This window comes from Actinomycetota bacterium, assembly GCA_036280995.1.
Taxonomy (GTDB): domain Bacteria; phylum Actinomycetota; class CALGFH01; order CALGFH01; family CALGFH01; genus CALGFH01.
Genome location: DASUPQ010000459.1, coordinates 1 through 6,223 on the forward strand (window position 1 = coordinate 1; position 6,223 = coordinate 6,223).

The following is a 6,223-nucleotide window of genomic DNA, read 5'->3' on the forward strand; positions in this document are numbered from 1 at the left end:
ACGGGGTTCGTCCACCAGTCCCTCCAGCCGGCGGGCCACAAATCGCGAGCGCCACTTGATGACCGTGGACCGGGCCACCCCCAGGTGCTGGGCGACCTTGGTATTGCTGCGACCTTCGGCGCAGGCCAGCACGATCCGGCAGCGCTCGGCCAACGCCTGGCTGGAGGTGGGTCGTCGAGCCCAGCGCTCCAGGGTGGTGCGCTCCTCGTCGGTCAGCACCAGCTCGGGGAGCTTGGGGCCACGGCGGCGCGGTCGGATGTCAGCAGTGGCGTCCATCCCTAGACACTAACAAACCGTCCACGCACCAACGACTCAGGACACTAGGCGGGTGCGGTCACACGGCGACGGCGACGGCGGCCGCCGGGGCGGCGCGCGCCGGTCCGGGCCGGCCGTGAGGTGGTCGGATCGACCGGCAGGGGTGGAGTGGCGACACCGGCGCGCCGGTGCAGCCTGGCGACCTCGGTGGCCTGTTCGGGCAGGACCAGGGTGATCACGGTGCCGGCAGCGCCGGCGCGTGCCGTGCGCCCCGAGCGGTGCAGGTAGGCCTTGGGCTCGGCCGGTGGGTCGAAGTGCACGACGAGGTCGATCCCGTCCACGTGGATGCCGCGGGCGGCGATGTCGGTGGCCACCAGCACCGGGACCGTGCCGGCGGCGAAGGCGCCAAGGGCACGGGTTCTGGCCGGTTGGGGCAGGTTGCCGTGCAGGGCGCCAGCCCGGATGCCGGCGTGCTCCAGCTGGCGTGCCAGGCGGGCGGCGCGGTGCTTGGTGCGGACGAACACCAGCGTCCGGCCAGGGCGGCCCGCGAGCTCGGCCGCGACCGCGACCTTGTCGGTTGCCTTCACGGTGCGGATCTGGTGGTCCATCCGGGCGGCGGCTGCGGTGGGCGCGACCGTGTGCCGCACCGGGTCGGTCAGGTAGCGGCGGACGAGGGTATCGACCTGGCCGTCGAGGGTGGCTGAGAACAGCAGCCGCTGACCTCCGGGCGGGACGCGGTCCAGCAGCGAGGTGACCGCGGGCAGGAAGCCCATGTCGGCCATGTGGTCGGCCTCGTCAAGGACGGCGGTGGCGACCGCGTCCAGCGAGCAGGCGTCCTGGCCCAGCAGGTCCAGCAGCCGCCCGGGGGTGGCGACGACGACGTCGATACCGCGCCGGAGCTCCTGGGCCTGGCGGCCGAGCGGCACGCCGCCGTAGACGGCCAGCAGCCGCAGGTTGAGCACGGCGGCCAGCGGGAGGAGTTCGTCGTGGACCTGGTCGGCCAGCTCCCGGGTCGGGACCAGCACCAGGCCGCGAGGCTGCCGCGCCCGCCGCTTGCCGCTTGCCGTGGCGGTCCGGACCAGCAGCGGAAGCCCGAAGGCAAGGGTCTTGCCCGAGCCGGTCTCAGCCCGGCCGAGGACGTCCCGGCCGGCCAGGGCGTCGGGCAGGGTGCGGGCCTGGATCGGGCGGGGGGTGGTGATGCCCCGGGCAGCCAGCGCCGCAGTCAGGATCGAGGGGACGCCGAGCTCGGCAATGGCGGTTCGGGGTGCGATGCGGGTCGGGATCGAGGTGGTGGGGGTTGCGGGCAAGTGGGAACGACACTCCGTTCGGGGTGGGTCGGGCGCCCCAAGTGTCGGACGGCGCGCGGACGACCTGCGCCGGGAACCGGCGTGCGTACGAACGAAGTACGTGGCTTGTGACGACCGCGAGGACAGATCGCCCTCGCTCGAAAGCGTATGTGGCGAGGATAGCAGACCACCTGGACGGAACCGGGTACCCGCGGGGTGCTCGTGCCTCGCCGGGTCAGTTCAGGGCTGGTGTCAGGGCTGCCCCTCCGAGGCAGGCGACCGCGCTGTCCGCCGCGGGGTCGCGGGCGACCAGGCGGCCGACGTGGACCCAGGGATGCGGCGCATGACGTTGAGCCGGCGCAGGCTGGCGGCCTGCTGGAGCTGCTCGCCCAGGTTGTCGAGCAGGCTGGTGGCGGGAACCGCCGGCTCGGCCGCCAACCGTTCGATCAACCCGTCCACCATCACATGGGCGAGCCGTTCGACCTCAGGATCGACAAGCGGGACCGGCTGGTTGGGCAACATCCGGGGTGTACCCCCAAGACGGGACATGCTCGGATCAACTCCTTTGACTCCTCGCGCCTGCTTCGGCCGGGCGTCGGATGACCGAGGTCGTCATCCCTGGACTGGGTGGGCGTCCAGGAAGCTGGTCAGGTCGCTGCCGTGGGCGTGCCAGTGCTGGCGGTTGAGGCTGGCCGGATCGGCCTGGGTGCAGGCGGGGTCGGCGTGGTGGGCGGCGCGCAGATGGTCAACCAGCTCGTGCCGGTCCTGCAGGAAGACCTCCCAGGTGTCCAGATAGGAGCGGACCGTCGCGATCATCCGAAGGCCTTCCTCGGCCGAGTGGTCGAGGATGGCCAACGTCAGCTGCTGCAGCAGCCCTGGGGACATGCCCCGGTCGTCGGGCGTGGTTCCCTCTGGGGTCATCGCGTCGGGGATGGCGGCCGGTCGCCGGCGGCCGAGGGATGATGCCGGTGGGCCTGGGTCCGGCGGGCCAGCTCCAGCTGCTCGGCCACGGCCGGGCTGACCGACCGCAGGACCAGGTCGCCGCCCTTGCGGCGGGTCCACTCCGACACCCGGGCCAGGATCTCGACCCCGGCCGAGTCGATCAGGATCATCCCCCGCAGGTCCAACACGATGTGGTGGTGGCCCTGGCCGACCAGGTAGCTCAGGTACCGCCAGAGCTGGCCGGCGGTCTGGGTGTCGATGTCGCCGCGCACGGTGACAACGGCGTCGCCGTCGGCGGGGGTAATCGCGGACTGCAACAGTGGGGCCATGGCGGCCTCCTCCCTTGGGAGGCAGCTGCCCGAACCGCCAGGCCAGCCGCCTCACGTCCCGCAGCCGGGTCGCTCGGGCGTTGCGGGCTACTGGGCGGCGACCGCCCGCACGTTGGCGGCCTGGGGGCCTTTCTGGCCCTGGGTGATGTCGAACTCGACGGCCTGGCCGTCCTGCAGCGAGACACCATCTTGGATGGCGCTGGCATGCACGAAGACGTCGTTGCCGGACTCGGGCTGGATGAAGCCGTAGCCCTTGTTGGCGTTGAACCACTTGACGGTTCCAACAGTCATGGGGATTGTCCCTCCCTCCGTCAGCTCGGAGGTGTCATCACGCCGACGCCGGGTGGCGCTGGCGGCAAAGGGACAAGCTCGACCGTGAACTACAAGTCAACCGTGAACCCGTGCTAACTCGAGGGTAGCACGACACCGGCCGCGCCGCCCCGCCGACCGGGTGCTCGTCATGCCAGTCCACGACGCAGACGACCTGGACCCACCCCAGCACCATCGTGGCTGCTCAGGTGGAAGCGGCCACCGTGCGATGGTCGCGAGACCAGGCCACTGCCGGCTAGCCCGCTGGGCTCCCGGTCCGGGTGATGACCCAGATGCCGCCAGCGCCCTGGCGGACGGGCTGGGCCAGGTAGAGGGTGGCCACCCACTCGGAGTTGCGGGGACCCACCCTGTAGGCGGCCGGGCCCACCTGGTGCGCCACCGGCTCGAACAGGTCGAGCTCGGTGGCCGCATACGAGATCGAGACGAGTTCGGGTGACAGCAGCCAGGCCTCGCCTGGGCGAGAGTCCTGACCGGCCACAGGCCGACAATGGTTCCCGGCGCCGGGACGCTGCGGGGAGCGGCGGCGGATTCGGGGTGATACACGCCGAGCGTGACCCAGGGACTGGTGTTGGGACCGCCGGTGCTGCTCCGGAGTGAACCAGGGAGTCCTACGCTGCCACTCACTGGTTGAGGACACAGGTGCGGATGCGATGCCGGTTTCGGATCGGCTGCGTTGGCGGCGGCCGTCCGCCCTCGAAGACGGCTACGTTCTGCTGGCCCAACAGCACAGCCTCACCGCCGCCGAGTCGCCCGCATAGTCCCGAGATTCACCAGCGTCCGGCTCCACCGGCAAGGTGCCGAACTTGCCGCCACGACTCACAAGGCGAAGCCAGGCAAGCCTCCTCGGGACCAGCCTCGCACACAAGGGATGACAAAGCCGACAGCAAGGCGAGCGAGACGCCCTGCTGGCCGTCTGACCTGCAGTACTGGAGCCCGAGGTCGGATTCGAACCGACGACGTTCCGACTACGAGTCGAAACGCCTCCGTCCAGCAGGTACCAGCCCGGCCGGTTCTGGCTGCTCACGTCGGCGGGGTCGTCAGTTGCGTGCTGTCCTGACATGCGGCGTTACGGCAGGGGAACGACCAGGAGAATGACCGGCCTGCCCGAGCGAGCCCGCCGGACGTGTACTACCTCCCGATTCGTACCCGAGCCGATCCAAGTTCCTTCTCGGTGCCTGCAGGGCGTGCGACGTCCGGTCAGCCGACGCGCCAGGAACAGCGTGTTCTCTCCACGAGTCCGCAGTATGCTCCCAGCGACCAACGTGGCTGTTGTCCGGCCGCCTGGTCGGCGACCTGGATCGAAGCCAGCGGGCCGGCGACCGTCTTGGGCGGCTCGACTGTGGCCAGGACGCCACAGCGTCAGGACTGCCATGCCCCAGCTCAGCAGCGAAGCCAGCGAGTTCAGCTGGCTGGTCGGCAACTTCGCCAGCCGCACCCCAGGAGTGGCCCACGCGCTGGTGGTGTCGGCCGACGGACTACCGGTCGCGACCTCCGAGCGCCTGGACCGGCCCAGGGCCGACCAGCTCGCCGCCATCGCCTCCGGGCTGGCCAGCCTGACCCAGGGTGGCGCCCGTTGTATGGATGGCGGGCTGGTCAAACAGACAGTGGTTGAGATGGACCGGGGCTTGCTGGTGGTGATGGCCATCAGCGACGGTTCCTGTCTAGCGGTGCTGGCTGGCTCGTCGTGCGATGTGGGCGTGGTTGCCTATGAGATGACCGTGCTGGTCAGCCGCACCGGCGAGGTCCTCACGCCCAGGCTGCGGGCCGAACTCCAAGACGCCCTCCCGCCATGAGCACCCATCCCCACCGAGTCCATGAAGGATCGCATCGTCGCCTGTCCTAATCGTCAGCAAGCCAGCAGCAGCTGGGCTCCCACCGGCGTAGCCGCCAGGTAGGCATGCCATGACCAGCGCCAACCATCCAGCAGCCGACCAGCAACGGGTCCGTCCCTATGCCATGACCGGCGGGCGTACCCGTCCCACCCACGACCCCCTGGCGATCGAGACGCTGGTCTCCACCACCTCCACTGTGGATCTGACGCCGAAGCTGACCGTGGAGCAGCGGGCCATCGCGGTCCTCTGCCACGACATCCTGTCGATCGCCGAGGTCTCGGCAAAGCTCCACCTTCCCCTCGGCGTCGTCCGCATCCTGGTCGGTGACATGGCCGACGAGCACCTGGTGGTGATCCACCGGCCGGTCCACGCTGGCGACCGTCCTGACCTGGCGCTGCTCGAGCGGGTGCTGTACGGGCTCCACTCGATCTGACCCAACCTGCGTCGGCCCAGCTGCGGATCAGCCACTCTCGAACGCACTCGCGGCTGCCGACACGTTCGCACCTTCCTGCCTGCGATGCGGGCGGCAGGTCGACTCGGTGGCATTGGCCGGGATCATGCGGTCGGGGTCGACGTCGGGCTGGCAGACGATCCGCAGGCCGGCCGAGCCCATACGTGCGGCTAGCGCTCTGGCATCCCCGGCAGCGGTTGCACGCCAGTTCCTTGCCGGTTTGGCGTGGCGTTGGACGCTCCTATGTTTGTCAAGCTGCGGCTGAGATCTGCTGTTGATGGGTGGCGGCTTGGATTCGTCGGTAGAGCCGGCGGGCGAGGGCTCGCTTGAGACAGCGTCGGATGTCGCGATGGGTCTTGCCCTGCGCGGTGCGTTTGGCGTGGTAGGCGCGGGTCTCGGGGTGGCAGCGCATGCGGGTGATCGCGACGGTGTGAAGGGCCCGGTTGAGGTCCCGGTCGCCGCCACGGTTGAGTCGGTGTCGGGTCCGCTGCCCGCTGCTTGCCTCCAGCGGGGCGGTGCCGGACAGGGCGGCGAAGGCGGCCTCGCTACGGACCCGCCCTCGATGCGACCAGCTCACGAGCAGCTGGGCGGCAACGACCGGTCCGACTCCGGGCTCGGCGAGCAGCCCGGGCCCGGCGGGGTGTTGCTTGAGCAGGGTCATCAGTTCCGGGTCGAGTTCGTCGACCTGTGCTGACAGGAACCGGACTCGAGCCGCGATCGACTGCAGCGTCAGCACGGCCATCCTGAGCTCGACCGCACCCTCGGGCTGGGTACGCATTGCTTGGATGCGGTCGAGCT

10 protein-coding genes are annotated in these 6,223 nt (G+C 70.3%); 2 read left to right on the forward strand and 8 right to left on the reverse strand.

The genetic code is table 11. The features are described 5' to 3' along the window. The 7 genes from VF468_15295 to VF468_15325 form a co-directional block, all read right to left on the reverse strand. The coding region (locus VF468_15295; protein ID HEX5879659.1) for a helix-turn-helix domain-containing protein at nt 1–276 on the reverse strand (276 nt) is incomplete at its 3' end. A 44-nt stretch (nt 277–320) separates the two neighbouring features. Then, the gene (locus VF468_15300; protein ID HEX5879660.1) at nt 321–1,526 is read right to left on the reverse strand and encodes a DEAD/DEAH box helicase; all 1,206 of its coding nucleotides are present in this window, start codon (nt 1,524–1,526) and stop codon (nt 321–323) included. 267 nt (nt 1,527–1,793) lie between these two features. Beyond that, nucleotides 1,794–1,991, reverse strand: coding sequence for a hypothetical protein (locus tag VF468_15305; protein HEX5879661.1), 198 nt, complete (start codon nt 1,989–1,991; stop codon nt 1,794–1,796). A gap of 162 nt (nt 1,992–2,153) precedes the next feature. Continuing rightward, on the reverse strand, nt 2,154–2,462 hold the full coding sequence (locus VF468_15310; GenBank protein ID HEX5879662.1) for a hypothetical protein: 309 nt from the start codon (nt 2,460–2,462) through the stop codon (nt 2,154–2,156). Continuing rightward, complete coding sequence (locus VF468_15315; GenBank protein HEX5879663.1) at nt 2,459–2,812, reverse strand: STAS domain-containing protein; 354 nt, start codon at nt 2,810–2,812, stop codon at nt 2,459–2,461. The genes VF468_15310 and VF468_15315 overlap by 4 nt, the downstream gene beginning before the upstream one ends. Before the next feature lie 87 nt (nt 2,813–2,899). Next, entirely contained in the window at nt 2,900–3,103 is a 204-nt protein-coding gene (locus VF468_15320) for a cold-shock protein (protein ID HEX5879664.1), read from the reverse strand. 274 nt (nt 3,104–3,377) lie between these two features. Then, nucleotides 3,378–3,620 carry a hypothetical protein gene (locus VF468_15325; protein ID HEX5879665.1) on the reverse strand — a complete coding sequence of 81 codons (243 nt, stop codon included), beginning with the start codon at nt 3,618–3,620 and terminating at the stop codon, nt 3,378–3,380. 892 nt (nt 3,621–4,512) lie between these two features. Between VF468_15325 and VF468_15330 the strand changes: the two genes are divergently transcribed. Together VF468_15330 and VF468_15335 are read left to right on the forward strand one after the other, a co-directional pair. Further along, a complete protein-coding gene (locus VF468_15330) occupies nt 4,513–4,935 on the forward strand; it encodes a roadblock/LC7 domain-containing protein (GenBank protein HEX5879666.1) in 423 nt (140 codons plus the stop codon). 109 nt (nt 4,936–5,044) lie between these two features. Continuing rightward, entirely contained in the window at nt 5,045–5,407 is a 363-nt protein-coding gene (locus tag VF468_15335; GenBank protein ID HEX5879667.1) for a DUF742 domain-containing protein, read from the forward strand. A gap of 268 nt (nt 5,408–5,675) precedes the next feature. On the opposite strand, the gene VF468_15340 is transcribed toward VF468_15335, so the two are convergent. Continuing rightward, nucleotides 5,676–6,223: IS110 family transposase (locus tag VF468_15340; protein HEX5879668.1), on the reverse strand; the 548-nt coding region annotated here is incomplete at its 5' end.

Bases quoted from the DNA above. Each gene is read 5' to 3' on its own strand.
- VF468_15335 (HEX5879667.1), top strand. From the start codon at position 5,045: ATGACCAGCGCCAACCATCCAGCAGCCGACCAGCAACGGGTCCGTCCC.
- VF468_15330 (HEX5879666.1), top strand. From the start codon at position 4,513: ATGCCCCAGCTCAGCAGCGAAGCCAGCGAGTTCAGCTGGCTGGTCGGC.
- VF468_15310 (HEX5879662.1), bottom strand. From the start codon at position 2,462: ATGACCCCAGAGGGAACCACGCCCGACGACCGGGGCATGTCCCCAGGG.
- VF468_15320 (HEX5879664.1), bottom strand. From the start codon at position 3,103: ATGACTGTTGGAACCGTCAAGTGGTTCAACGCCAACAAGGGCTACGGC.
- VF468_15315 (HEX5879663.1), bottom strand. From the start codon at position 2,812: ATGGCCCCACTGTTGCAGTCCGCGATTACCCCCGCCGACGGCGACGCC.